The organism is Nocardia bovistercoris (assembly GCF_015674855.1).
In the GTDB taxonomy this organism is placed as follows: Bacteria; Actinomycetota; Actinomycetes; order Mycobacteriales; family Mycobacteriaceae; genus Nocardia; species Nocardia bovistercoris.
The window spans coordinates 368,692-392,796 of the sequence record NZ_JADMLG010000008.1; the positions used below are offsets into that span (position 1 = coordinate 368,692).

15 protein-coding genes are annotated in these 24,105 nt (G+C 69.8%); 9 read left to right on the forward strand and 6 right to left on the reverse strand.

Annotated elements, in window-relative coordinates; all coding sequences use genetic code 11:
* Nucleotides 1-2: 2 nt before the first annotated feature.
* The 4 genes from IT779_RS21510 to IT779_RS21525 form a co-directional block, all read right to left on the reverse strand.
* Nucleotides 3-1,523, reverse strand: a complete 1,521-nt coding sequence (locus tag IT779_RS21510; RefSeq protein WP_232541934.1) for a S1 family peptidase — start codon at nucleotides 1,521-1,523, stop codon at nucleotides 3-5.
* Nucleotides 1,524-1,676: 153 nt separating this feature from the next.
* The gene (locus tag IT779_RS21515; RefSeq protein WP_196151153.1) at nucleotides 1,677-2,786 is read right to left on the reverse strand and encodes a hypothetical protein; all 1,110 of its coding nucleotides are present in this window, start codon (nucleotides 2,784-2,786) and stop codon (nucleotides 1,677-1,679) included.
* A 42-nt stretch (nucleotides 2,787-2,828) separates the two neighbouring features.
* A complete protein-coding gene (locus IT779_RS21520; RefSeq protein WP_196151154.1) occupies nucleotides 2,829-5,369 on the reverse strand; it encodes a LuxR C-terminal-related transcriptional regulator in 2,541 nt (846 codons plus the stop codon).
* Nucleotides 5,362-7,170 (reverse strand): Hsp70 family protein, encoded by a 1,809-nt coding sequence (locus tag IT779_RS21525; protein ID WP_196151155.1) that lies wholly within the window; start codon nucleotides 7,168-7,170, stop codon nucleotides 5,362-5,364. Before IT779_RS21525 ends, IT779_RS21520 begins: the two co-directional genes overlap by 8 nt.
* A gap of 298 nt (nucleotides 7,171-7,468) precedes the next feature.
* Here IT779_RS21525 and IT779_RS38555 point away from each other — a divergent pair, with 298 nt between their 5' ends.
* The 4 genes from IT779_RS38555 (at nucleotide 7,469) to IT779_RS21545 (ending at nucleotide 16,436) form a co-directional block, all read left to right on the forward strand.
* Nucleotides 7,469-11,962 (forward strand): IniB N-terminal domain-containing protein, encoded by a 4,494-nt coding sequence (locus IT779_RS38555; protein ID WP_196151156.1) that lies wholly within the window; start codon nucleotides 7,469-7,471, stop codon nucleotides 11,960-11,962.
* Nucleotides 11,963-11,979: 17 nt separating this feature from the next.
* Nucleotides 11,980-13,866 (forward strand): dynamin family protein, encoded by a 1,887-nt coding sequence (locus IT779_RS21535; protein WP_196151157.1) that lies wholly within the window; start codon nucleotides 11,980-11,982, stop codon nucleotides 13,864-13,866.
* Nucleotides 13,867-14,224: 358 nt separating this feature from the next.
* Nucleotides 14,225-15,727 carry a dynamin family protein gene (locus IT779_RS21540; protein ID WP_332838896.1) on the forward strand — a complete coding sequence of 501 codons (1,503 nt, stop codon included), beginning with the start codon at nucleotides 14,225-14,227 and terminating at the stop codon, nucleotides 15,725-15,727.
* Nucleotides 15,728-15,791: 64 nt separating this feature from the next.
* A complete protein-coding gene (locus tag IT779_RS21545; RefSeq protein ID WP_196151158.1) occupies nucleotides 15,792-16,436 on the forward strand; it encodes an HhH-GDP family DNA glycosylase in 645 nt (214 codons plus the stop codon).
* Nucleotides 16,437-16,515: 79 nt separating this feature from the next.
* Here the strand turns inward: IT779_RS21545 and IT779_RS21550 are convergent, their stop codons facing one another.
* Complete coding sequence (locus IT779_RS21550; protein ID WP_196151159.1) at nucleotides 16,516-16,818, reverse strand: glycosyltransferase family protein; 303 nt, start codon at nucleotides 16,816-16,818, stop codon at nucleotides 16,516-16,518.
* Nucleotides 16,815-18,509, reverse strand: coding sequence for an MFS transporter (locus IT779_RS21555; RefSeq protein WP_332838897.1), 1,695 nt, complete (start codon nucleotides 18,507-18,509; stop codon nucleotides 16,815-16,817). The genes IT779_RS21550 and IT779_RS21555 overlap by 4 nt, the downstream gene beginning before the upstream one ends.
* Nucleotides 18,510-18,602: 93 nt before the next feature.
* On the opposite strand from IT779_RS21555, the gene IT779_RS21560 reads away from it, so the two are divergent.
* From IT779_RS21560 to IT779_RS21580, 5 genes are all read left to right on the forward strand, one after another.
* Nucleotides 18,603-19,121, forward strand: a complete 519-nt coding sequence (locus tag IT779_RS21560; protein WP_232541935.1) for a MarR family winged helix-turn-helix transcriptional regulator — start codon at nucleotides 18,603-18,605, stop codon at nucleotides 19,119-19,121.
* A gap of 246 nt (nucleotides 19,122-19,367) precedes the next feature.
* Entirely contained in the window at nucleotides 19,368-21,218 is a 1,851-nt protein-coding gene (gene dnaK, locus IT779_RS21565; protein ID WP_196151160.1) for a molecular chaperone DnaK, read from the forward strand.
* The gene (grpE, locus tag IT779_RS21570; RefSeq protein ID WP_196151161.1) at nucleotides 21,215-21,928 is read left to right on the forward strand and encodes a nucleotide exchange factor GrpE; all 714 of its coding nucleotides are present in this window, start codon (nucleotides 21,215-21,217) and stop codon (nucleotides 21,926-21,928) included. Before dnaK ends, grpE begins: the two co-directional genes overlap by 4 nt.
* 120 nt (nucleotides 21,929-22,048) lie before the next feature.
* Nucleotides 22,049-23,206: a molecular chaperone DnaJ gene (gene dnaJ, locus IT779_RS21575; protein ID WP_196151162.1), complete on the forward strand. Its 1,158-nt coding sequence runs from the start codon at nucleotides 22,049-22,051 to the stop codon at nucleotides 23,204-23,206.
* Complete coding sequence (locus IT779_RS21580) at nucleotides 23,206-23,607, forward strand: heat shock protein transcriptional repressor HspR (RefSeq protein WP_196151163.1); 402 nt, start codon at nucleotides 23,206-23,208, stop codon at nucleotides 23,605-23,607. The genes dnaJ and IT779_RS21580 overlap by 1 nt, the downstream gene beginning before the upstream one ends.
* Nucleotides 23,608-24,105 lie beyond the last annotated feature (498 nt).

Consider the following 24,105-nt stretch of genomic DNA (forward strand, 5'->3'; position numbering starts at 1 on the left):
AACTATATGGGTTCGGCACGGGTATCACTACTCATCCATCGATGGTGACGACCCGAACCCGCACTCGGGCGCGTCGGGCCTGGGCAGACTGCATTGTGATAGCGGTCACCTTCGGTTCCTCGGCGTGGGGCGCCGCGGGGGCGCCCGGCCCGGGGGGCGCACCCGCCCCCCCGGGGGGGGTGGGGGGGCACCCGGAGTACGCGGCCGACACCGCCCGCGGCGCCCGCGTCGATATCGGCGAGGATGGCGCGAATCGGGATGCCGAGGGTCGCGGTGCCGCCGTAGGGAGCGAGCGCGAAGTTCGCCTCGCCGCAACTGGGAGCGTCAGCGGCGTTGGAACCGCTGGTGATGCCGAGCGCCAGGGTGCCCGAGATGATCGCGCCGCCGCTGTCACCGCTGAGCGTGCAGGCCGAGCTGGCGAAACCGCGCACGATCTTGCTCTCGCCCTCGACGGTGTAGAGCTGCGTCTCGACCCGGTCCGCGACCACGAAGCCGCAGGTGAAGGTGGAGGTCTGCCCGGACTTGCACACCGGGGCGCCGGTCACCGGGTCGGCGGTGCCGGTGATGGCGAGGGTGGTGCCGTTGGCGCCGCGCACCGAAGGCTGGTCCATCCCGGCCCGCACCGCGCGGTCGTTCAACTGGATCACCGAGTAGTCGAGGCCGGAACCGCCGCCGAGCTGCGCGGTGACGAAGGTGCCGAGCTGCGGGCTGCTCTGCAGATCCCGGATATTGGGCAGGTAGACCCCGGCCTGCTGATTCGCCTTGCTCAGATTCGGATCGCAGTGCCCGGCACTGATATTGAGCGCGTTGCCCGCCGCGTCGATGCTGTTGAAGCCGAAGGAGCAGACGTCGACGCCGCGCAGCGAGGCGTCGTCGAGCGCGGTGGGCGCGCTGATGTAGGTGTCGCCGCCCATCGGACGGCGTTCGATCGGCCCGCCGCTGCCCGGCGAGAGGATCACCTTCACATTGGCGATCAGCGTCGGCAGGTTCAGCACGTGACCCGCGGGGGTGTTGGCGATGCTGAGCACCAACTGGCTGTTGAGGATATCGATCGCCACCGAGTTGATGGCCTCCGACAGATCGCGCGGCAAGGTGGCGATCCACTGGTTCACCTGGGTCAGCGACAGTTCCAGATTGTTCGCCGACACCGGGGCGATATGGGTCTGGTAGCCGTCGGCGCCCGCGATGCGCGCGGCGTCGGGCGAGGTGACGGCGACCGTTGCCTTGCCGTCGGCGGCGATCCACGAGCCCGCGTAGGAATCGGGGTGGCGGTCGCGGAAGTCGCGCGCGTACCGTCCGAGCTGCTGGGCCTGCTCGGCGCGCTCGAGGTACTGCTCCGGGGTCAGGTGCAGGTCGCGGGAGATCGCCTGGACGAGTTCGGCGGGCAGGGCGTCGGCGGGCAACTGTTCCGGCGTGTCCGCGGCCGCTGCGCCGGAACCGAGCAAGGGTGCGATGAGTACGGTCGCCGCGAATCCGATGCAGGCTGCTTTGACCGCGGCGCGAGGCGCCTCGAACTTACGCATGAAGTCCCTTCGTCGGCACCCGGGTGCCAGCTTCAAATCCATGAGCCACGGCGGTATCTGCAGGTGGCACACGGACTTCGTCAGCGTCGAAAACCGGCGAAACCGGTCAGCGCACCACTCTAGGGCACAAACCCCGCGCGGACGTTACCAAATTCAGCGGGGCGGTGGGATCTGCACGGTGTAAGTGGGCGGCGTCCACCCGGAGTCCGTCGGCATCCACGCGGGCGGTGCGGGGAACAGCGTGCGCGTCGGGGTGGTGGTGCGCCCGTTCGGCGGTGTCGAGGTGACCGACGGCGGCGTCGAGGACTGGGTCGGCGGCGGTGGCGTGGTCGGCGGCGGCGGTGGCGGAGTGGTCTCCGGTTCCGGCGACGGCTCGGGTGGCGGCGCGGGCAGCACGACGGTGGATTCCGTGGTGCTCGGCAGCACGAACGGGGTCGTCGGCGGCAGCACGGGCGTGGACTGATCCGACTTCGCGTCGCGCACCGGCGGCGGGTCGGGCGCGTCCTCGCCGCGCAACACCAGCGCGACCCCGAAACCGCCGAGCGCGAGACCGAACAGGACGGCGGCCACTATCAGCAGCGGCACCCGGCGCGGATTGGCCTGCTTCGGCAGCGGAGGGAAGGTCGCGGTGACGGGGCCCGCGGCGGGCATGGCCTGGGAATACGCCTGCGGGCGGTCGGACGGGGTCGGCACCGTCGGGATCACGTCGGTCTGCACCGTCGAGTTCTCCGAGGACGTCGAATCGGGCGGGGTCGAACCCGCGGGCGTGGCGAGCACCGCGGCCAAGGCGGCGCGCGCGGCGTCGTAGGCGAAGGACTTGCCCGGCTCGGCGGTGTCGACGGCCGGTAGGTCGGCGTCGCTGACCAGCACCACCGAACGCAGGCCGAGATAGTCGAGCGCCTCGCGCAGCGACTGCACCTGCGGCGCGGGCCAGTCGCCGGGATGGGTGGCGTAGAACTCGGCGGGGCCGCTGAGGAATTCGGTGGTCTGGTTGATCAGGCAGAACACCGCGGTGGCGTACAGGTCCTCGGCGCGGTACGCCTCGCCCTCGTCGACGGAAAGTCCTGCGGGGTCGCCGACCGCGGCCACGAATCCGGTGATCGAATGCGAGTTCTCCGGGGCCTCGCCACCGAGGACGGTGTCGCCGTCGTCGGTCATGTGCAGGACAGCCTCGCGCACGACGTACCGTAGTTCTCCGGCGTCGGTGATGACCGCCGCGGTGCACTCGTCCTCGGCGATCCGCAGGCCCACCCCAGTGGCCATTCCCTGTTCCTCGATTCGACGGCTCGGCGCCGCGCCGGTCTCTCACACGAGCAGCGAGCCGTGTCCCATGGCGCGGAGCATCGACAATAACTCCGAACGCGATCCGGCACCGATTCGGCGGCGGATGCGGGCGACATGATGCTCCACCGTTTTCGCGGAAATGTACAGGCGCGCGCCGATCTCCCGATATGTCAGGCCGAGCAGTACCAACTCGGCCACCTCGCGCTCGCGTTCGCTGAGGATCGCGGCGTCGGTCGCGGGCGCGGCCGCCGCGGTGACCTGTCCGCGCGCGGGGGCCGCGGCCGGTGCCCGGGTCGGCTGCGGTTCGGGCGGACGGGCGTCGGCGCGGACCGCGCGCGCCAGTTTGAGCAGCGCGGTCGCGGTCGCGGAATCGCCCGCCGCCAGCGCGGCCTCGCTCGCCAACCGGGCCGCGTCCCAGGTCAGGCCGATACCGCGCAGGCCGGTGACGGCCGAGGCGACATGCGGCGCCGACACCTCGCCGCGCAGCACGAAAACCCAGGTGCGTCCGGCGTCGGCGAGTACGGCGGCGTGCCGGTCGCCCGCCTCGGCCGCGGACTTGAGCAGCCGCGCGTGCGGGAGCAGGGCGTCGGGGCTCTCGTGCGCGATCGCGGCCTGCACCCCGTACCAGTGGAAGGCGTTCGCCCAGGACGGCGGCTGCCGCAGCCCGCGCAGCAGCGTCAGCGACGCTTCGACCAGCGGTGTTACGCGGCGCTCCTGCTTCAACCTGATGCCCGCGAGCCAGAGCTCGCCGATCGGCAGCAGGGTCAGCAGGTCGGCGTCCACATCGTCGAACAGCGGGTAGGCGGCCTGCCAGGCGAGGCTGAGCGCCGCCGCGTCACCGCCGCGGCGCGCGAGCCCGACCGCGACGCCGTGCGCGAGCAGCCGGTCGCGGATGTCGAGTGCCTTCCAGTCGAAGGCCGCGACGTGTTCGGCCGCGCGCTGTTCGTCGCCGCCGAGCATCGCGACCCAGGCCGCGAGCACCCGCAGCTGATCCGCGCGCGGCCCGCCGTCGGCCACGCGCACCAGGACCTCGCCCGCGCGGCGGGGCTCGCCGGTGCTCAGGCACAGCATGGTCGCCAGCGAGACCGCCGTGCACGGCAGGAAACGGTCGGTGCTCGCGTCCGAGTGCGCGGCCTGGACCAGCGCCGACACCGCCGCGTCGGAATCGGTGGCGGCATGGTCGAGGGTGTCGGTGAGCGCGGTCGCGACCAGGCGCGCGCGGGCGTCGGTCTCGGTCGGCGGCCAGTTCGGCGCCGCGGCGGCCAGTTCCGTTGCCGCGGGGAGATCACCCGCGAGGCAGTGCACTGTCGCCGCCACCGCCCAGTCGGCGCGCACCCGGTGCGGGCCGAGCCAGGTGTAGAGCTCGGCGGCGCGACCGATCAGGCCGCGGCGGGTCGCGACACCCGCGCAGATCCGCACCGCGTCGACCAGTGCCGCGCCGTCGACGCCGGTGCGGGCGAGGACGGGTTCGGCCAGTCGCATCGCGGTGTCGCCGTCACCGACCCGCGCGGCGGATTCGGCCCAGCGCAACGCGATCCGGTCGATCTCGATGCCTGCCGACGCCGCGGCCGCGTAGTAGCGGACGGCATCCCGGCCCGCGTGTTCGGCAGCGGTGCACAGGTATTCGGCCAGTCGTCGGTCGCGGACACCGGACTCGGCGAACGCGAGCGCGGTGCGGTCGCGCAGCAGTCCGGCGTCGAGTCGGGCGGTCAGCAGGCGGCGCTGCACATCGAGGTAGCGGCGATCGCCTAGCACCGTGCGCAGCGCCGGAACCGCAGGAGCCAGAAGCAGATCGGCGTCGGTCACCAGGGCGCTGGCGCGGGCGCGATCGATCAGCCTGCGCGCGACGTCGGCGTCGATGCCGAGCACTTCGGTGAGTTCACTCGAATCGAGGCCGGTGCCGGTGGTGGCGACGGCCAGCGTCTCGAGCAGGTCCGGTTCCAGATTGTCCAATTCGGTGCGCGCCCACTGCGATACCGCCGCGTCGACGGCGGGCACCCCGGCCTCGAGCCGAGTCGAGCACACCGCCGTCAACGCCGCGACGACGCCGCCGCGGATGCCGCCGGTCTGCTGGTGGATGTGCTGCGCGATCGCTCGCGGCACTGCCATGCCGAGTTCCCTGGCGAACGGGGTGATGTCGGAGCTGCCGAGCGGGCGGAGGTCGACCACCCGGCCGCGGCGCGCGACCACATCGGCGAGTGCGCGCAACCGGTCGTCGTGCGGACGCGGCTGGATCGCGACAACCACCGTGCGCGCACCGGATTCGATTTCCGCGCACAGTGATTCGAGTTCGGCGTCGCTCGCGGTGTGCGCGTTGTCGACGATCAGCGCCGGATTCGGCGAACGATCACCCGATGGCCCCGCCGGGACCGGTGCGCGGGAGGTGTCCCACAACGGGACGCCGCGGGACCTGAGTCGGGCTCGGACCGCCGTCAACAGTGTCGACTTGCCGGTGCCCGAACGTCCGCGCACCAGCACGGTCGTCGGTTCGGAATCGCAGGAGTCGAGGTCACGGAAGATATCGCGCGCATACGGCATGGTGTCGAACGCGATATCAGCCACCGTTGCCCCCGAGGATTTCGCCCGGCACTTGCAACACCGTGCCGACCGCGCCGCCGACGCCGTCGATGGTGTCGGACAGCGCGCCGGTCGGCAGGCTCGGCGCCTGCGGCTTCGGCAGGTTCGGTTGCGGATACTGGGTCGGAATCTGCTGAGTCGGAATCTGTTGCGTCGGTTGGGGTTGCGGTGCGGGCTGGGGCTGCGGGGTGTTCGGCTGCGGCTGGGGTGACTGGGCCTGCTGCGGTTGCGGCGACTGGCCCTGGGCGGGTTGGCCTTGGGTGGGCTGGCTCTGCGGTTGTTGCCCCGGCTGTTGGCTCTGCGGGTTCTGTGTCTGCTCGGCGCGCGGATTCGCGACGGCCGCCGCCGACCCGCCCTGCGCCGGAGCCGCCGGGGAACCCGGCGGTGCGCCGGGGGGGTGGGTCGCGCCGGGGGCGAGCGGGTCGGCGGCCGGTTGAACCGAACCCGAATCCGCCCCGGCGGGGGCCTGCCCGGTCGTGGTCGCGTTCTGGTTCGACGAGGACGGCTCAGTGCCGAAATTCGAACTCGTGCCGATGGCGACGGTGCCGCCCGCGAGCAGTGCGATGAGGACCGCCGCGCTCGCGATCACCGCGGCCCTTCCTCGGGTGGAACGGCGCGGCTCGGGCTGGGCGGGCAGGTCGAGCGACCGGATCTCCGGGGCGGGCGGGGCCGCGCGCAGCGCCGGGTGCGGCGCGGTCTCGGCGGTGGCCTCCGCCAGTTCGGCGGCCATCACGGCGGCACCGCGCGCGCCGGTCTCGGCTGGGGCGGCAGCGGCGACGACCGGGAGGCCGAATTCCGTCGAGAGCAGTTCGGTGACCAGGGGAATCGCCGCGCCACCGCCGGTGAGCAGGACGCGGTTGATGTCGCCGATATCGAGTCCGGCGCGGTGCACGACGTCGCGGACCAGGTCGAGCGAGGTAAGTAGCGGGGGGCGCAGCAGTTCCTCGAGTTCGTCGCGCACCAACCTGATCTGGCGGTCCTCGGCTCCAAGGCGTACCGGGAGAACCGTCGACGTATTTATGGAAAGCGATTCTTTCGCTTTTCGGCAGCTGTCGCGCAAAGCCGCCAATTGCCTTTCCGACGCCGGATCGAATGGATCGAATTCGTTTCCATTCAGAGTATTTGCCAAGACATAGCGCATGGTCAGAAGATCGAATTCGGCCCCGGCGACGTCGGTATTGTGCAGCGACGGGCTCGGCCCGGGAGCGCGACCGCCGGTGCGCACCACCGACAACGTGAGGCCCGACGCGCCGAGATCGTAGACCAGCACCGCGCCCGGGCCGAGCGGTCCGTGCGTCGACTCGAGCCAGCGCACCGCCGCCGCCTGCTCGGGCACCAACGTCACCTCCGAGAGGCCCGCGGTCGACAGCGCGTCGCGCACCACCCGCACCGTATGCGCCGACCAGCGCGCCGGATGACACGCAACCACCGCCTCCGGCGTGCGCGACACCGCGTCGGCGGCCTCGTCGACCAGGCCCGCGACCGCGATCGCGAACAGATCCGCCGCCGCATGCGACGAACCGTCCTCGGCCAGCATGTCCACCGGATCCCCGACACGGTCGAGGAAACCGTCGATCACCGCGTGCGGAACATCGGTGTCCTGCGCGAGGGCGGCCGAACCGAACACCGGCGCCTCGTACTCGGACACGCGAACCACACTCGGATGCACCAGGACGACGCCGCCCGCAACCTGATCGGCATCCACCGCGCCGCCCGCTCCCGACGCCGCGACGGCGACCGAATGCAACGCTCCGACGGTGATACCGAGCGCCAGACGCTCTGTCATTCGTGAACCTCGTTCGAATCTCGTGAAGCCCGATGGTCGCTGGTGCGCAGTCCGGTTGTGTGCGAGAACGGGTCGTCCGGTCGACGCACCGGTTCTGTCGGTTGCTGGCGAGGAACCGTTACCGGACGATGGGGGACAACGGGGAAATTCCCCTAATGTCGGCGCGGCCCCTAATAGGTTACCGAGGGGCCCCGTAGGGATCTCCCCCGTTTCGGCGTAACGAGTTCGCTACCTACCGTGAAATGGATTTCAACGACCGCGGATGGAAGAGGTCCGCCGATCTCAGGAGACGATCACGATGACCCCCAATGCGATACTCGAGTTCATCCTCAGCCTGCTCCGCGACCGCGAAGCCGCCCTCAACTACTGCGCCGCCCCCGAACAGGCACTCGCCGCCGCTGGCCTTTCCGCGGTCACCCCCGAAGACATCGCAGCGGTAGCCCCCATGGTCGCCGAATCGGCCCTCGTCACCGGCGGCTCCCAACTCCCCGCCATCATCGCCGCGGGCGGAAACGCCGCCGCCGCTGCCGCCGTGGGCGCGGGCGCGGCCGCCGCGACCAACGCGGGCATCGGACTCGGCGCCGCGGGCCAATCCGGCGCCGACATCAGCCTGAACGGCGACACCGGCATCGACCTCGACGTCTCCAGCGGGTTCGACACCGCGATCGGCGCAGGCCTCCAAGCGGGCGCCGACCTCGGCGCGACCATCGGCGCCGGTCTCGGCGCAGGCCTCGAAGCCGGTCTCGGCGCCCTCGCCGGTCTCGGCGCCGCCATCGGCCTCGGCGGATCCACCGACATCGACACCGGCCTGAACACCCCCACCGACATCAGCGCGGGCCTCGACCTCGACGGCGCCGCCGAAGCCGCCGCCGACCTCGGCGCGAACCTCACCGGCGCCCTCGACACCACCGCGGGGGCCGCCGCCGACCTCGGCGCGGGACTGTCCGGCGCGGCGGGCGCGGCAACCAGCGCGGGTGCCGGTCTCACCGGTGCCCTGGAAGGCGCCGTAGGCGCGGCCGGCGGTCTGGGCGCGGGTTTGTCCGGCGCTCTGTCGGGCGCGGCCGGTGCGGCTACCGATCTGAGTACGGGTCTCACCGGTGCCCTCGATGGCGCGGTTGGTGCGGCTGGTGGTTTGGGCGCGGGTTTGTCGGGCGCGGCCGGTGCGGCCTCCGATCTGAGCACAGGTCTCACAGGTGCCTTTGACGGTGCGGTAGGTGCGGCAACCGGATTGGGTGCCGGCCTGACCGGCGCGGCTGGCGCTGCCACCGATCTGGGCGCTGATCTCACCGGTGCTCTCAACGGCACAGTAGGTGCGGCGTCCGGTTTGGGTGTGGGTCTGAGCGGTGTGGCTGGAGCGGCATCTGATCTGGGCGCCGATCTCACGGGAGCTCTCGACGGCACGCTGGGCGCGGCGTCCGGTGTGGGCGCGGGCTTGAGCGGTGCTCTCGATGGTGCCGCCGGTTCCGCCACTGATCTTGATACCGGTCTCTCCGGTGCGGTTGGGGCAGCCAGCGGTCTGGGGGCCGGGCTGACGGGTGCTCTCGATGGAACTGTTGGTGCGGGAACCGATCTGGGAGTCGGTCTCTCCGGTGCGGCCGAGGCTGCTACCGGCGTGGGTGCGGGTCTGACCGGTGCCCTCGGTGGGGCTGTGGATGCGGCCACCGATCTCTCCGCCGCCGCGTCCGGTGCTCTCGGCGGAAGTCTGGCAGGTGCGACCGATGCGGCCGCGGATCTCGGCGCGAACTTTTCCGGCGCAGCGGCCACCGCGGCGGACGCGACGGCGGGCATCGACACGAGCTTGACCGCAGCGGTGGGCACGGCCGCGGATCTCGGCGCGGGTCTCGGTGCCGACGCAGCGGGCGCGGTAGATACCGCTGTGGGCTTCGGCGCGGATCTGACCGATGTGGTGAGCGGAACAGCCGAAGTCGCAACCGGTCTCGGTGCGGATCTGTCCGCAGGGGCGTCCGGTGCCGTTGATACCGCCACCGGTCTCGGTGCGGGCCTGTCTGCGGGGGCATCTGGTGCCGTTGATGCTGCCGCTGGTCTGGGTGCGGGCTTGTCGGGTGCGGCATCCGGTGCGGCTGATGCGGCGGCGTCACTCGGCGGTGGCTTGTCGGGCGCAGTGGATTCCGCCGTCGACCTGGGCGGTGATCTCACTGCCGCAACCGAACTCGGTGCGGATCTGTCTGCGGGGGCGTCTGGTGCCGTTGATGCTGCCGCTGGTCTGGGTGCGGGCTTGTCGGGTGCGGCATCCGGTGCGGCTGATGCGGCCGCGTCACTTGGCGGTGGTCTGTCGGGTGCTGTCGACTCCGCCGCTGATCTGGGCGGTGGTCTCACCGCTGCAACCGGTTTCGGTGCGGAATTGACCGGCGCCGTTGATACCGCGAGTGGACTCGGAGCCGGGGTGGCCGCTGATCTCGGTGCCGGGCTGACCGGTGCGACCGAAACCGCGGTGGATCTCGGTGGCGCCGTGGGTGGCGCGGCTGATGCCGTAACCGGTTTCGGTGCGGATCTGTCCGGTGCGGTTGACGCCGCCGCCGGTTTCGGTGCGGATATCGGCGGTGCTGCTTCCGGGGCGACCGGTGTGGCTGCCTCCCTCGGTGGTGATTTGTCGGGCGCGCTCGACGCCGCGGCCGATGCGACCGGTGGTCTCGGGGCGGTGGCCGATCTCGGCACCGATCTGACCGGTGCCGCCGACGCGACAGCCGCTCTCGGAGCGGGTTTGACCGGGGGCGCTGCTGATGCGGCAGCCGGTCTCGGAGCGGGTCTGACCGGGAGTGCTGTCGGTGCGGTTGATGCCGCCGCCGGTCTGGGTGCTGAGGCAGGCGCTGGTCTGGGTGCGGGCTTGAACACCGGGGTTGCCGGTGCGGTGGATGCTGCCGGTGGCCTCGGTGCCGGTCTGGGCGGTGCGGTGGATGCTGCGACGAACCTCGGTGGTGTCGCTGATATCGGTGCCGGTCTGGGTTCGGACCTGGGTGGTGCTGCTTCCGTTGGGGCCGGTGCGGCCGCTCCACTCGGTGGTGATTTGTCGGGTGCTGTCGACTCCGCTGTTGATCTGGGTGGCGGTGTCGCCGGGTCTACCGGTCTCGGTGCGGATTTGGGTGGTGCTGTTTCCGGGGTGAGCGGTGCGGCGGCTTCGGTCGGTGGTGGTTTGTCGGGTGCGGTGGGCGCTGCGGCTGAATCCGCCGTCGATGCGACCGGTGGCCTCGCGGCGGCGGCCGATCTCGGTGCGGATCTGACCGGTGCGGCGGGGTTGGAGTCCGGTGTTTCCGGTGGTGTCGGGGTCGTGGGGCAAGTGGCCTCGGACGTGCAGGCCGGGCTCGGGGCCGCGGGACAGGTTTCCTCCGGTTTGGAGACTGGGCTCGGTGGGGTCGGGGGGTTCGCTTCCGGTGTCGGGGGCGAGGTTTCTTCGGGTCTGGGTGCTGCGCTCGGTGGAGCCGAGCAGGCTTCGTCGGGGCTGGAGGCCGGTCTCGGTGGTGTGGGTCAGGCTTCCTCGGGCGCGACCGCCGGAGTCGGAGAGTTCGCTTCCGGTGTCGGCGGGCAGGTTTCGTCGGGGCTGGAAGCCGGACTCGGTGGCGCGGGGGTGGTTGCTTCGGGCTTGGAAACGGGACTCGTGGGGGCAGGGCAGGTTTCGTCAGGTTTGGAGGCCGGTATCGGTGGCGCCGGGCAGGTCTCTTCAGGATTGGGTACCGGGCTCGGCAGCGCTGGGCATCTCGCCTCCGGGGTTGGCGCTGGTATCGGTGGTCAGGTCACCTCGGGTTTGGAGACCGGTATTGCCGGTGCAGGCCAGGTGGGGTCCGGACTTGAAGCCGGACTCGGTGGTGCGGGGGAGTTCGCTTCGGGTGTGGGAGCAGGCGTCGGCGGTCAAGTTTCGTCGGGGCTGGATGCGGGTCTCGGTGGCGCCGGTCAGGTTTCGACAGGTTTGGAGACGGGTCTCGGTGGTGCGGGTCAGGTTTCGTCGGGTCTGGGAACCGGGCTCGGTGGTGTCGGGCAGGTGGCGTCCGAGATCGGCGGTAGTGGGCAGTTTGTTTCCGGTGCGGCAGCTGGTGTCGGAGGACAGGTTTCGTCGGGTCTGGAGTCCGGGTTCGGTGGCGCCGGACACGTCAGTTCGGCTCTGGATGCAGGGCTCGCGGGCGCCGGTGAGGTTTCCACGGGTTTGGAGACGGGTCTCGGTGGTGCGGGTCAGGTTTCGTCGGGATTGGAAGCCGGGCTCGGTGGTGTCGGGCAGGTGGCGTCCGAGATCGGCGGTAGTGGGCAGTTCGCTTCGGGTGTGGGAGCTGGTGTAGGAGGACAGGTCACCTCGGGTCTGGAGTCCGGGTTCGGTGGCGCCGGACACGTCAGTTCGGCTCTGGATGCAGGGCTCGCGGGCGCCGGTGAGGTTTCCACGGGTTTGGAGACGGGTCTCGGTGGCGCCGGTCAGGTTTCGTCGGGACTGGAGTCCGGGATCGGTGGTGCGGGACAGTTCGGCTCCGGCGTCGGCGGTCAGGTTTCCTCGGGGCTGGAGTCGGGAATCGATGCGGGGCACAGTGTGTCGAGCGGTTTCGAATCGAGTGGGACCGCGCAGGCGGCGGGTGGGGCCGAATCGAGCGGGGCGGCGCATGTTGGTGGCGGCGAATTCGGGTCGGGGGCTTTGACCTCGACGGCTGATACCTGGTCCGCGCTGGATGTTTCGAGCGCGTTCGGGTCGGGGTTGGAGTCCTCGGCGGGCGGGTCGGAGTTGTTCGGCGCCCATGACGCGGGCGGCGACGCGGGGGCGGGCGCCGATCTTTCGGGCGACGCTTTCCTGCATTGAGAGGAGCCGGATCCGCAATGGGGACACCCGCAACCACCACCGCTCGCGTACCGCTGGTTTCGGTGCTCGAGGAGACGATCGTCGCGGCGCGTGCGGCTCGCCGCGACGATCTGGTCGCCCGCTTGGACGCGGCGGCGGCCAGGGTTCGTGATCCGCGGCGGCGGATCGTCGTCGCCGGTCAGGTCGATCAGGGCAAGAGTCGTTTCGTGAACGCGCTGCTCGATGTCGATATCTGCCCGGTCGGCGACGATACGACCACCGTCGCGCCGATGCGTCTGATGTCGGGGGAGTCGGCGCGCGCCGAACTGGTGCTCGCCGAACCTCGGGACGGCGCGGCGGAGACGCGGGTCGAGGTGCCGATCGGCGATATCGCTTCGGTCGCTTCCCGTTCCGACTTGACGCAGGGTCGCCGGATTCTGCGGTGGGAACTGCAGTTGCCGAATCCGCTGCTCGCCGACGGCATCGTGCTCGTCGACACTCCTGGTGTCGGCGGGCACGGCACGGCGGGCGCGTCAGGTGTGCTCGGGGTGGCGCAGTCCGCGGACGCCGTGCTCGTGGTGACGGACGCGTCCACCGAGATCACCGCACCGGAGCTGACGTTCCTGCGTCAGGTGCGCGAACTGTGTCCGACGGTGGCGGTGCTGCTCACCAAGATCGACCTGTACCCGCATTGGCGGCGGGTGCACGAGGCCGATGTCGCGCACCTCGCGGCGGCGGGCCTCGACGTGCCGATCATTCCGGTGTCGGCGCTGTTGCGCACGCACGCGCTGCGACTCCAGGACGCGCAGTTGGGCCTCGAATCGGGGTACGGCACGCTGTACCAGTTCCTGCGCGAGCAGGTGGTCGCCCGCGACCAGGCGGCGACGGCGCGCGCGGTGGCGGGCGATATCCATTCCGCCGCAGAGCATCTGGCGTTGGCGCTGGGCAGCGAACTGGTCGCGTTGCGCGATCCGAAGCAGGGTGCGGCCGCGATCGAGGAGTTGCGGGCCGCGCGCGGTTCCGCGGATCAGTTGCAGCGCCGGACGGCGGCGTGGCAGCAGACGCTCGCGGACGGGATCACCGATCTGGCGGGCGATGTCGACCACGATCTGCGGGACCGGTTGCGCGGCATCGCGCGCACGGGCGAGGAATGGATCGACGAGAACGATCCCGGCCGCAACTGGGAACAGATCGCCGAATGGCTCACCGGCACGGTCGACAACGCCATCGCCGACAACCTGCTGTGGACGCATCGGCGCGCGGTGGCGCTCGCCGAACGGGTCGCCGAGCATTTCAGTGCGGTCGGCGCGGCCGAACTACCCGATGTGCGCACCGATCTGGACGGCGAATCCCGTTGTGGTAAAGGCACTCTCGCCGACCTGGAGCCGGACATCGGATTCGGCAGCAAGATGCTCGTCGGCATGCGCGGCTCCTACGGCGGCATCCTCATGGTCGGGCTCGCGAGCACGTTCGCGGGTCTGGCGATGCTGAATCCGATTTCGATCGGCGCTGGTGTCATCGTGGGCGGCAAGGCTTTCCGCGACGACAAGCAGGCGCGGTTGGCGCGCCGCCGCAACGAGGCGAAGACGGCGGTGCGCAGGTTCGTCGATGATGTGGCGTTCCAGGCGGCGAAGGAGTCCAAGGACCGCTTGCACCGAATCCACCGCGCACTGCGCGACCACTACGCGGGCGTGGCCGAGCGCAGCGTGCGTTCCATCGACGATTCGCTGCGCGCCGCGCAGGAAGCGGCGTCGCTGGAGAACGCCCGACGCGACGAACGCGTCCAGGTGTTGGAGCGGCAGTTGCGCGCGGTCGCGGAGCTGCGCCGCTACGCCGACGCGATGCGCGCGGCCGCGGATGGGGTCGGTGGAGGCGGCGGCGTCCGGAGCGGCGGCGCTGATCAGGAAGGCGGCGAGAGTGCGTGAGGCGGCACTGATCAGAAGGTGAAGTGGATCGAGGAGGCAGCCGGGGCCGAGCGGCGGCGTTGATCAGGAATCTATGCGGACGAGGAAGGCGGCGCCGAACAGGAGACTGCATGAACGTAGGTCGTGGCGTTCACCAGCCTGCGGTGTAGACCAGCCTGCGGTGTGCATCGGGCTGTGGTGCGGACCGGGCTGCGGCGTCGACCACGAATCGGTGCGGCGACGTGGGTGAAGGAGCAGCGTGCGCGAGGCGGTGGCGCTGATCGGCGTCCCGCGTGGGGCAGGGCGGCGGTGTGGATGAGGGCGGTATCGATCGGGTAGCTCGACGTGCGAACGGTAATCGCGCCGGTACGGTAACTGCGTGACAACTGGGACCGGGACCGTGCCGGGTATCGTCGCGCGGGCGCATCGTCTGGTCGGATTCGCCCGCGCCGAGTTCGCGCGCGAGCCGCGAGCGCGGGCACTGCTCGCCGATTGCACGGCCCGCCTCGATCAACCGTTGCGGGTGGCGTTGGCGGGTTCGTTGAAGGCCGGCAAGTCGACGCTGTTGAATTCGTTGGTCGGGCAGGACATCGCGCCGACGGACGCGACGGAGTGCACCAGGGTGGTGACCTGGTACCGGCACGGTGCCACCCCGAACGTGACGGCGTTCGCACCCGACGGCCGCGCCGCGAACGTGGTGGTTCGCCGCGGCGCGAGCAGCGGCCTCACCTTCGATCTGGACGGTCTGAACTGGGGTGTGCCCGGTCCGCGTGAGGTGGATCACCTCGAGGTCGGTTGGCCCGCCGCGGCGTTGGCGCACACCACGATCATCGACACTCCCGGCACGTCGTCGCTGTCGCGCGAGGTGTCGGTGCGCACGTCCCGGTTGTTGACTCCGGACGCGGCCGACGGTGTGGCTTTGCCCGGCGCGGACGCGGTGGTGTATCTACTACGTCGCTTGGACGCGACCGATATCGACTTCTTGGAGCGGATCGGTTCCCGCGCCGACGGGAGCGGTCCGCTCGGGGTGATCGGCGTGGTGTCGCGGGCCGACGAGATCGGCGCCGGGCGGATCGACGCGCTGCATTCGGCGCGTGAGGTCGCGGCGCGTTTCGCGGGCGAGTTGGAGCGAACCGGGTTGTGCCAGGCGGTGATTCCGGTGGCGGGTTTGTTGGCTTTCGCCGCCGCGACGCTGCGTCAGCAGGAGTACGACGCTTTCGAGGCGTTGGCGCGGGTCCCGGTGGACGATCTCGCGGCCGCGTTGCTGTCGGCGGACCGTTTCGCCCGCCCGGATATCGCGTTGCCGGTGGCGCCGGAGTTGCGCGCGCGGCTCGCGGATCGTTTCGGCATTTTCGGAATCCGTATGGCGGTCACCTTGATTCGGCTCGGGGTGCGGGATTCTTCGGCGCTGGCCGCCGAGTTGACCGAACGCAGCGGTGTCGACGAACTGCGTTCGGTCCTCGATGTGCAGTTCGCGCAGCGCGCCGACCAGTTGAAGGCGCATTCGGCGCTGTCCGCGCTGGCCACGGTGTTGGCGGCGTATCCGGGCGGCGCGGCGGACCGGCTGCTGCCCGAGGTGCGCGCGCTGCTCGCCGACGTGCACGGTTTCGCGGAGCTGCGCCTGCTCGGTCGGCTGCGCACCGACGAATTGGCTCTGCCCGCGGCGGATCTGGCCGAATTGCACCGGTTGATCGGCGGGTCGGGGGTCGCCACCCACGTGCGGCTCGGTATCGCTCCCGACGCGTCCTCGGCCGAGCGGCACGCACGCGCGGTGGCCGCGGTCCGCAAGTGGCGTGATCGCGCCCGTCATCCGCTTGCCGACCAGTTCACCCGGACGGCCTGTCTGACCGCGGCCCGCAGCGCGGAAGGCGTCCTTGGCTGACCTGCGTCGTTCACGCGAATCCGGGTAGGCGGACGCTGGAGGTTACCGAGCCCTGGAGGTTGTGATGACCGAGCGTGCGGTTGTCGAAGAGTTGCTGGACACCGCAGGCCGGACCTATGCCGAGGAGGCGGGCATCGCGCTGGCGAACAAGCCCGCCCCGCTGTTCCAGCTGCTGATGATGACGGAACTGTTGAGTAAACCGATCTCGGCGTCGCTCGCGGTCGGCGCGGCCAAGGAACTGGTCGGCGGCGGTTATCGAACACCGCGGCGGGTCGCGGACGCCGAACGGCAGGAACTGGTGGACGCCCTCGGCCGCGGACACTACCGCCGCTACGACGAGAGCACCGCCACCAACCTCGGCGAACTCGCGACGGCCGTCCTCGAACGCTACGACGGCGACCTGCGCGAACTGGGCGAGGAAGCCGAACACGACACCGCCCGCGCCGCCCGCCTGCTCCGCGAGTTCAAAGGCATCGGCCCAACCGGAAGCGACATCTTCCTACGCGAAGTTCAAGACATCTGGCCCTGGTCATCCCCTTATTTCGACGACCGCGCCCGCCGCGGCGCCGCCCGCGTCGGCCTCCCGGACGACCCAGCCCGCCTCGGCGCTCTTGCCCCACACCGCCGAGCGGCCCTTGCCGCCGCCCTCGTGCGCGTCGGCCTGGACGAAGACCTCGCCGAACGCATCCATGCCGCTGCACCCGAATGAGCCGAGAAGGCCCGCCGAAGCATGGAAGTTCGCCGCTGCAACCGGCCCCGGTCGGCGCTGGAGACCGGGGCCGGGCGGATCACCGCGGTTCGCGTAGCGCCGGTATGACGACGTCGCGAAGGAAAGTGCGCACGTCTCGACCTGCCCGCCGCGCCTCGAGCACCCCGACTTCGTTCCGCTGCGCGCTGTCCTTCACTTTCGTCCGCGCGGGTTCTTCGATACCGCCACCGATCAGGACGGTGTCGTAGCGTCCGGTGTCGAGAGCGGTGACCGCGTCGTGGTCGCTGGTGACTCCGTCGACCGTGCAGCCCTGTTCGCGGAGGTGGGCGAGCGCATCGTCGACGACGCGTCGGCTGCCGCCGAGGATCAGCAGTGTTTTCATACGCTCACCGGTTCGGGTCCGATTTCGTCGATGTCGAAGTCGTGTTCCTCGAGCCGGGCGTCGCGGGGCAGTGCCAGGAATCCGAGGGCGACCAGGAGAAGGAGTCCGATGCCCCAGCCGAGGGTGTGACGGAAGGTGTGGGCGAAGTTGACCGCGTTGGCCTCGGCGCCCGCGTCGGACAGTAGTTGGTTCAGTTGGTTGTCGGGTCCGCTTGTGGTGCGGCAACTTTCGGGGACGGCGGCGGGATCGAGTTGGGCCGAGCGGTCTTGCACGCAGGCGCGGAATCGGGCGATGATCTGGTCCTGGGCAGGCGCCGGGACGCCCGCGGTGACCAGTTCGGCTCGGATGCCGGGGGTGACCGCTTCGACTCCGCGCGCCGAATCGTGGTCGAGTTGGGTGAAGAAGACGACGCCGACGAGGGCGACGCCGAGCGCGGTGCCGAGTTGCTGTCCGGTGTTGAGCAGCCCGGATGCCGCGCCCGCTTCGCTCGCTGGCACCTGCCCGAGCAGCAGGTCGATGGTGGGGGCGACGATCATCCCGAAGCCGATGCCGGTGAGCAGGAGCGGGGCGATCATCTGCGGGGAGGTGGCGTCGGCGCCGTAGTGGCCCGCCAGCCAGCCGTAGTAACCGAATCCGGCCGCGTTCACGAGACCGCCGAGGATCAGTACCCGCCTGCCGAATCGGGGGGCGAGCACGCTCACCGAGGTGCCTGCGCCGATGCCCGCGCCGACGGCGAACAGGACGGCGGTGAGTCCGGCGCGCATCGGGCTCCAGCCGAGTCCGGCTTGCATGTACAGGGTCCAGACCAGGAAGAATCCGCCGAGTCCGATCCAGAACAGCAGCCAGCTGCCGAGTCCGACGGCGAACGGTCGGGAGCGGAACAGGTCGAGGTCGATCAGCGGTGATCCGGCGGTGCGCGCCCGGCGTCGTTCGTAGGCGACGAAGGCGGCGAAGGTGAGGGCGGCGGCCGCGATCATGGCGAAGGTCCACGCGGGCCAGTCGAGTCGGCGGCCTTCGGTGAGCGGGTAGACCAGCAGCATGATCGCGCCGATGGCGAGCGCCATGCCGACGAAGTCGAGGCGGGGCGGCGCGGGTGAGCGGGAGTCTTTCATGACGATCGCGGCGGCGACGAATCCGATGATGCCGATGGGGATGTTGACCAGGAAGATGGGCCGCCACGACAGGTCGAAGAGGTTCCATTCCACGAGCAGTCCGCCGAGGGAGAGCCCGACCGCCGCGGCCGAGCCGCCGACGCCGCTGTAGATCGCGACGGCTTTGGCGCGTTCGGATTTCGGGAAGGTGGTGCGGATGATGGCGAGGGTCTGCGGGACCATCAGCGCGGCCATCGCGCCTTGGGCGAAGCGCGCGCCGATGAGCATGCTCGCGTCGCCGCTGAGTCCACAGGCGGCGGAGGCGACGGTGAATCCGGCTATGCCGACAAGGAATACGCGTTTGCGTCCGTAGATGTCGCCGAGCCGCCCGCCGGTGACGAGGACCGCGGCGAAGGCGAGTACGTAGGCGGCGATGATCCATTCGAGTTGGGAGTATTCGGCGCGCAGGTCGTTCTGGATGCTCGGGGCGGCGACATTGACGATGGTGACGTCGAGCAGGTCCATGAAGCCCGCGGCCAGGACGACGGCGAAGGCGATCCAGCGGCGCGGGTCGCCGGTGTTCTCGTGGTCGGGTTCCACGGCGATCTCTTTTCGGTTCGGTGGAAGGTGATGCCCCAAACTATGCACCTATAGTGATTATCAAGCAAGATGGCAATCAAACAAGGTGCTCAGATGGGGTCTATCATGGGCCGGGTGTCCGAAGATGTCGCGCCGAACCTGTCGCTGCCCGACAGTTCGACCTTCCTGCTGGGCCAACTCGGATACCTCACGCAGGGCGGATTCACCGAACGGCTCGCACCGGTCGGGATCCGGCCGCGTCATTTCGGCATGCTGCGACTGCTGCGCGAGAACGACGGCCAGTCCCAGCAGCGGATGGCGGAGACGCTCGGCATCCACCGCAATGTGATGGTCGGACTGGTCGATGACCTGGAGAAGCGCGGGTTGGTCGAGCGGCGTCGGCACCCGAGCGACCGCAGGGCGCACGCGGTGTACCTACTGCCCGCCGCGCACGCCGTGCTGGCCCGCGCGCAGGCCGTCATGGAGGACTTCGAGGAGGATTTCCTCACCGTCCTCGACGCCTCCGAGCGCGCGGAACTTCGCGGACTGTTGCAGCGTGTGGCATTCGCCAACGGGTTGCGCCCCGGCGTGCATCCCGGTTTCGCCTCGGATCGCCTCGATCCGAGCTGCTGAATTCCGCCGTAGTCGGGCTTTCGGGAATTAATCTCGCGGGTCGCCCGTTGAGCTCATCGACAAGGTTGAGTGGATGCGGCTCAAGTTTCAGTTGACCCGGGAACGATTCGGGTGCAGGATTGAGCCGACCACGCTCAGCGTTGCTGGGACCGTGCTCCGTGAGGTGCTGGGAGCGGGGTCTGACCTGCGGGCGGCCACCCGCCCGGCACCTACCGAAGAAGTTTTCGTCAACTAGGAGGAATCACCATGGCTCGTGCGGTCGGAATCGACCTCGGGACCACGAACTCGGTCGTCGCCGTTCTGGAAGGCGGCGAGCCCGTCGTGGTCGCGAACTCCGAAGGCTCGCGCACCACCCCGTCGATCGTCGCGTTCGCCAAGAACGGTGAGGTTCTCGTCGGCCAGCCCGCCAAGAATCAGGCGGTCACCAACGTCGACCGCACCATTCGCTCGGTCAAGCGCCACATCGGCACGGACTGGAACGTCGAGATCGACGGGAAGAAGTACACCCCGCAGGAGATCAGCGCGCGCACGCTCATGAAGCTCAAGCGCGACGCGGAGTCCTACCTCGGTGAGGAGATCACCGACGCGGTCATCACCGTCCCCGCCTACTTCGAGGACGCCCAGCGCCAAGCCACCAAGGAAGCGGGCCAGATCGCGGGCCTGAACGTGCTGCGCATCGTCAACGAGCCCACCGCGGCCGCGCTGGCCTACGGCCTGGACAAGGGCGACAAGGAACAGACCATCCTGGTCTTCGACCTCGGCGGCGGCACCTTCGACGTCTCGCTGCTCGAGATCGGCGAGGGCGTCGTCGAGGTCCGCGCCACCTCGGGTGACAACCACCTCGGCGGTGACGACTGGGACGAGCGCGTCGTCTCCTGGCTGGTCGACAAGTTCAAGGGCAGCTCGGGCATCGACCTGACCAAGGACAAGATGGCCATGCAGCGCCTGCGCGAGGCCGCGGAGAAGGCCAAGATCGAGCTGAGCTCCTCGCAGAGCACCTCGATCAACCTGCCCTACATCACCGTCGACGCCGACAAGAACCCGCTGTTCCTCGACGAGCAGCTGACCCGCGCCGAGTTCCAGAAGATCACCTCCGATCTGCTGGACCGCACCCGCGCGCCGTTCCAGTCCGTCATCAAGGACGCGGGCATCAACGTCTCCGACATCGACCACGTGGTCCTCGTCGGCGGCTCCACCCGCATGCCCGCCGTCTCGGACCTGGTCCGCGAGCTCACCGGCGGCAAGGAGCCCAACAAGGGCGTGAACCCGGACGAGGTCGTCGCCGTCGGCGCCGCGCTGCAGGCCGGTGTGCTCAAGGGCGAGGTCAAGGACGTCCTGCTGCTCGATGTCACCCCGCTTTCGCTGGGCATCGAGACCAAGGGCGGCGTGATGACCAAGCTCATCGAGCGCAACACCACCATCCCCACCAAGCGCTCGGAGACCTTCACCACCGCCGACGACAATCAGCCGTCGGTGCAGATCCAGGTGTTCCAGGGTGAGCGCGAGATCGCCTCGCACAACAAGCTGCTCGGCTCCTTCGAGCTGACCGGCATCCCCCCGGCCCCGCGCGGCGTGCCGCAGATCGAGGTCACCTTCGACATCGACGCCAACGGCATCGTGCACGTGACGGCCAAGGACAAGGGCACCGGCAAGGAGAACACGATCAAGATCCAGGACGGCTCCGGCCTGTCCAAGGAGGAGATCGATCGGATGGTCAAGGACGCCGAGGCGCACGCCGCCGAGGACAAGGCCCGCCGCGAGGAGGCCGAGACCCGCAACCAGGCCGAGTCGCTGGTGCACCAGACCGAGAAGTTCATCGCCGACAACGACGACAAGGTGCCCGCGGACGTGAAGTCCAAGGTCGAGGCGGCCGTCGCGGAGGCGAAGGAGTCGCTCAAGGGCACCGACATCGCGGCCGTGAAGTCCGCGGTGGAGAAGTTGGCCACCGAGTCGCAGGCCCTGGGCCAGGCGATCTACGAGGCGTCGGCCGCCGAGCAGGCCGCCTCCGGCAACGGCACCGCATCCGCGGCCGCGGGCGACGACCAGGTCGTCGATGCCGAGGTCGTCGACGAGCCGGTCGACACGGAGAAGAAGTGACGCAGAACAAGTCGGGCAACTCCGAGCAGGAGCCGATCACCTTCGTCGACAACAGGAAGATCGATCCGGAGACGGGCGAGATCAGGGACCCCGCGGCGGAGAACGGCGCCGCCGCGGCCACGGCCGAACCCGAGGTCGCCCCGGCGGGCAGCGGACCCGCGTCCACCTCGGGCGGCAGCGAACTCGCCGAGCGCACCGCCGATCTCCAGCGGCTGACCGCCGAGTACGCCAACTACCGGCGGCGCGTCGACCGTGATCGCAAGACCGCGGTCGACGCGGCCAAGGCCGCCGTGGTCACCGAACTGCTCGGTGTCCTCGACGATCTGGATCGGGCGCGCGCCCACGGCGACCTGGACTCGGGACCGCTGAAGTCGGTCGCGGACAAACTCACCGACGCGCTGCGCAAGCAGGGTGTCGAGGAGTTCGGCGTCGCGGGCGAACCTTTCGACCCGACGCTGCACGAAGCGGTCCAGCACGAGGGGTCCGGCCACGATCCGGTGATCGGCCTGGTCATGCGCAAGGGCTACCGGCTCGGCGAGCGGGTGCTGCGGCACGCTCTGGTCGGGGTCACCGATGCCGTGACCGATTCGGCCGAGCAGGCCGAATCCACGGAAGCGGGCGCCGCCGAGACGAATAATGACGGAGAATCCACCGGCGGAGACCAGCCGACGGCGGCATCGGATGCCGATTCCGGTGCGAACGAACAGTGAGTGCGCTGCGCCCATAGCGATGTCGATGGGCACGCTTGTGATGTCCGTGGGTACGCCCACGGTAATCATGTCGGGCACGGTGGGGGTCACGACCAACACCGCGAGAGGAGGAGAGACCCGGTGAGTCAACGGGAGTGGATCGAAAAGGACTTCTACAAGGAGCTGGGTGTCTCCTCCGGCGCCACGCAGGACGAGATCAAGAAGGCCTACCGCAAACTGGCCCGCGACCTGCATCCGGACGCCAATCCGGGCGACAGCTCGGCCGAGGAGCGGTTCAAGACCGTCAGCGAGGCGCACGCCGTGCTGTCGGACCCGGCCAAGCGCAAGGAGTACGACGACACCAGGAAACTGTTCGCCGCGGGCGGCTACGGCCGCGGCGGCTTCAATCCCGGTGCGCAGGGCGGCTTCTCGCAGGATTTCAATATCGGGGACATCTTCGGCAACGCCAATGCCGGTGACGGTGGCCTCGGTGACCTGCTCGGCGGGCTGTTCAATCGGGGCGGCGGCCGCACCGCGAGCCGTCCGCGCCGCGGCGCCGACGTGGAGACCGAGACAACGCTGGGGTTCCGCGAGGCCGCCCAGGGCGTCACGGTTCCGCTGCGCATGACCAGCCCGTCGCCGTGCACCACGTGTCACGGCAGCGGCGCGAAGCCGGGGACGAGTCCCCGCGTGTGTCCGCACTGCAACGGTGCGGGCGTGGTCAGCCGCAATCAGGGCGCGTTCGGATTCAGCGAGCCGTGCGACGACTGCCGTGGCACCGGGTCGATCATCGACGATCCGTGCGCCGACTGCCGTGGCACCGGCATCCAGAACCGGACCCGCACCATCACGGTGCGGATTCCGCCCGGCGTCAGCGACGGTCAGCGCATCCGGCTGGCCGGACAGGGCGAGGCGGGACTGCGGGGTGCGCCCTCGGGCGACCTGTATGTCACCGTGCACGTCAGCCAGGACAAGGTCTTCGGCCGCAACGGCGACGACCTGACCTTGGTACTTCCGGTCGGTTACAGTGAATTGGTACTGGGTACCACGGTTTCCGTGCCGACGCTGGAGGGCAGGGTCGGGGTGAAGGTGCCGCCGGGCACCGCCGACGGCCGCATCCTGCGGGTGCGCGGGCGCGGTGTGCCCAAGCGCGGCGGCGGGGCCGGTGACCTGTTGGTCACGGTCAAGGTCGCGGTGCCGCAGAAGCTGGACGATGAAGCCACCCGTGCGCTGGAGCGCTACGCGGAGGCGGAGAAGGCGGGGGGATTCGATCCCCGCGCAGGCTGGGCAGGTGCGTGATGTCCTCTGATCCGAAGAAGGGCCCCGGCGGGGCCTCGCGTGCCGAATTCTTCATGATTTCGGTGGCGGCCCAGTTGGCGGGCATGCACGCGCAGACCTTGCGCACCTACGACCGCCTCGGACTGGTGACACCGCAGCGCACTTCGGGCGGTGGGCGGCGCTACTCGGCCAGGGATGTCGAGCTGCTGCGCGAGGTGCAGCGTCTCTCGCAGGACGAGGGCGTGAATCTGGCGGGTATCAAACGCATCATCGAGCTGACCAATCAGGTCGAGGAGTTGCGGGAGACGGTGGCCGAGCTGTCGGCGGAGCTGGAACGGCTGCGGGCGGGCTATCGTCCGGATTTCGCACCGCAGCAACGCAGTACCGCGTTGGTGGTGTGGAAGCCACGGCATCAGCGCTGAGTGTCCGCAACGGCGGGCCCCGGTCCGGTCCACTTCGGTGGGTCGCATCGGGGCCCGCCGTCGTTCGAGATCACCGTCGTTCGAAGTCGCTGTCGTTGGAAATCGCCGGTCCGGTTCGGCTCGTCGTATTCGGTTCCGATCGGAATCGGGTTTGCCACGAGTAAACCGGTTGTCATTTTCGGTCGTAAGATCGAATTCACCGGCGCGGCTGCGCGGTACCGGTCGTATTCCGAGGGAAGTTCGTGTCGGGTATTCCGGGGATTTCGCCGCCCGGGTGCTCGCCGATAGCCACTGGATGTTGCCGAAAGATCGCTCAAAACCCCCGGTATGGTGAGCTTTGCATTCCGGAGCATGCTGATCCGGTGGGCATTCGACCGAATTCGGCCCTGCTCGGCCACCTTTCGGTTGGTTTCCTCGGCGTTTCGCCTCGCGTGTCCTCGTTTCGTCGGAATTACACGCCTGATGTTTCGTCGGGACGTTCCGCGGCCGGCAAACCTC

Bases quoted from the DNA above. Each gene is read 5' to 3' on its own strand.
- IT779_RS21560 (WP_232541935.1), top strand. From the start codon at position 18,603: ATGGGGTCTATCATGGGCCGGGTGTCCGAAGATGTCGCGCCGAACCTG.
- IT779_RS21545 (WP_196151158.1), top strand. From the start codon at position 15,792: ATGACCGAGCGTGCGGTTGTCGAAGAGTTGCTGGACACCGCAGGCCGG.
- IT779_RS21515 (WP_196151153.1), bottom strand. From the start codon at position 2,786: ATGGCCACTGGGGTGGGCCTGCGGATCGCCGAGGACGAGTGCACCGCG.
- IT779_RS21510 (WP_232541934.1), bottom strand. From the start codon at position 1,523: ATGCGTAAGTTCGAGGCGCCTCGCGCCGCGGTCAAAGCAGCCTGCATC.
- dnaK (WP_196151160.1), top strand. From the start codon at position 19,368: ATGGCTCGTGCGGTCGGAATCGACCTCGGGACCACGAACTCGGTCGTC.
- IT779_RS21580 (WP_196151163.1), top strand. From the start codon at position 23,206: ATGTCCTCTGATCCGAAGAAGGGCCCCGGCGGGGCCTCGCGTGCCGAA.
- IT779_RS21550 (WP_196151159.1), bottom strand. From the start codon at position 16,818: ATGAAAACACTGCTGATCCTCGGCGGCAGCCGACGCGTCGTCGACGAT.
- IT779_RS21525 (WP_196151155.1), bottom strand. From the start codon at position 7,170: ATGACAGAGCGTCTGGCGCTCGGTATCACCGTCGGAGCGTTGCATTCG.
- IT779_RS21535 (WP_196151157.1), top strand. From the start codon at position 11,980: ATGGGGACACCCGCAACCACCACCGCTCGCGTACCGCTGGTTTCGGTG.
- IT779_RS38555 (WP_196151156.1), top strand. From the start codon at position 7,469: ATGACCCCCAATGCGATACTCGAGTTCATCCTCAGCCTGCTCCGCGAC.